Origin of the sequence: Parvibaculum sp. (assembly GCF_035511255.1) — a bacterium.
Classification (GTDB): domain Bacteria; phylum Pseudomonadota; class Alphaproteobacteria; order Parvibaculales; family Parvibaculaceae; genus Parvibaculum.
Genome location: NZ_DATKFR010000492.1, coordinates 1 through 1,720 on the forward strand (window position 1 = coordinate 1; position 1,720 = coordinate 1,720).

2 protein-coding genes are annotated in these 1,720 nt (G+C 64.6%); both read left to right on the forward strand.

Features of this window, described 5'->3' with window-relative positions; translation table 11 throughout:
* The coding region (gene gspE, locus VMR03_RS19060; protein ID WP_325407810.1) for a type II secretion system ATPase GspE at positions 1-1,222 on the forward strand (1,222 nt) is incomplete at its 5' end.
* Positions 1,222-1,720: type II secretion system F family protein (locus VMR03_RS19065; protein WP_325407812.1), on the forward strand; the 499-nt coding region annotated here is incomplete at its 3' end. The genes gspE and VMR03_RS19065, both read left to right, overlap by 1 nt.

The following is a 1,720-nucleotide window of genomic DNA, read 5'->3' on the forward strand; positions in this document are numbered from 1 at the left end:
GGCGCATGCCTACGATCCCTCCGACGATGTCGAGCGGCTGAAGGACATTGCGAGCGAGGCGCCCGTCATCCGCCTCGTCAATCTGCTGATCACCCGCGCCGTCGAGGCGCGCGCCTCCGACATCCATATCGAGCCGATGGATGGCGAATTGCGCGTGCGCTACCGCGTCGACGGCGTGTTGCAGGAAGTTGAGTCGCCGCCGCAGCGCCTGTCGTCGGCGGTCATCTCGCGCATCAAGATCATGGCGAAGCTCAACATCGCCGAGCGGCGCCTCGCGCAGGACGGACGCATCCGCCTCGCCGTGCGCGGCAAGGACATCGATTTCCGCGTCTCGACAACGCCGACCATTCACGGCGAAAGCGTCGTGCTGCGTATCCTCGACCGAGGCAGTCTGAAGCTCGACTTTGCAGCGCTCGGTTTCGACGACGAGATTCTTGGCGCCTTCCGCGACGTGCTCGACCGGCCGCATGGCATCCTGCTGGTGACGGGGCCGACGGGCAGCGGCAAGACGACGACACTCTATACCTCGCTTCTCGAACTCAACACACCGGACAAGAAGATCCTCACCATCGAGGATCCGGTCGAATATCAACTCAAGGGCATCAACCAGGTGCAGGTGAAGCCGCAGATCGGGCTCACCTTCGCGACGGCTTTGCGCTCCTTCCTGCGCCAGGATCCCGACATCATGATGATCGGCGAAATCCGCGACCTCGAAACGGCCGAGATCGCGGTGCAGGCGGCGCTGACCGGCCATCTCATCCTCTCGACGCTCCACACCAACGACGCGGCGAGCGCGGTCACGCGGCTTCTCGACATGGGCGTCGAGGATTATCTGCTGACCTCGACCATCAACGGCATCGCGGCACAGCGTCTCGTGCGCAGGCTTTGCCCGCATTGCCGGCAGCCTTACGAGGCCTTGCCCGAAATGTTGGAGCGGCTGGGTCTCGGCGCGTTTGCGGCGGGACGGACCGTCACACTTTACCGCGCGACCGGCTGCGCTCATTGCAGCCATACGGGCTATCTCGGCCGCAGTTCCGTTCTCGAAGTCCTGGCGATGACCGACAGGCTGCGTCAGCTTGTTCTCGCTCATGCAGAGTCCGGCCTCCTCCGCAAGGCGGCGATCGAGGACGGCATGCAGACCATGCATTTTCACGGGTTGAAGAAGGTGCTGGCGGGCGAGACGACGGTCGAGGAAGTCCTGCGCGTGACACGCGAGGTCTGATGGCGAGCTTTCGCTACAAGGCGCTGAGCGCAACCGGAACGATCGTCAACGGAACGCTCGAAGCGGTGTCCGAAAGGGCCGCGATCGAGTGGTTGCGCGAGCAAGGGCATTTCCCGATTTCGGCGATGGAGGCCGAGGCTGCCGGCTGGCGGCGCTGGCTTCACGCCGACATTCTGCCGAAGCATGGACCTTCGACGCGCGATCTCGCCATTGCGACGCAGGAACTCGCGACGCTGATCCATGCCGGTCTGGAGCTCGATCGTGCCCTGCAGATTCTGATCGGGCTCGGCGAGACGCGGAAACTCGCCCAACCGCTCGGCGGCGCGCTTGCCCGCCTCAAGGACGGCGCGAGCTTCGCCGATGCGCTCGCGACCGATCCGGTTTTTCCGAAATTCTATGTCAACATGGTCCGCGCCGGCGAGATGGGCGGCAATCTCGAGGCGACCCTGCGGCGTCTCGCCGAATATCTCGCCCGTGCCCAGGCCGTTCGCGAGGCGA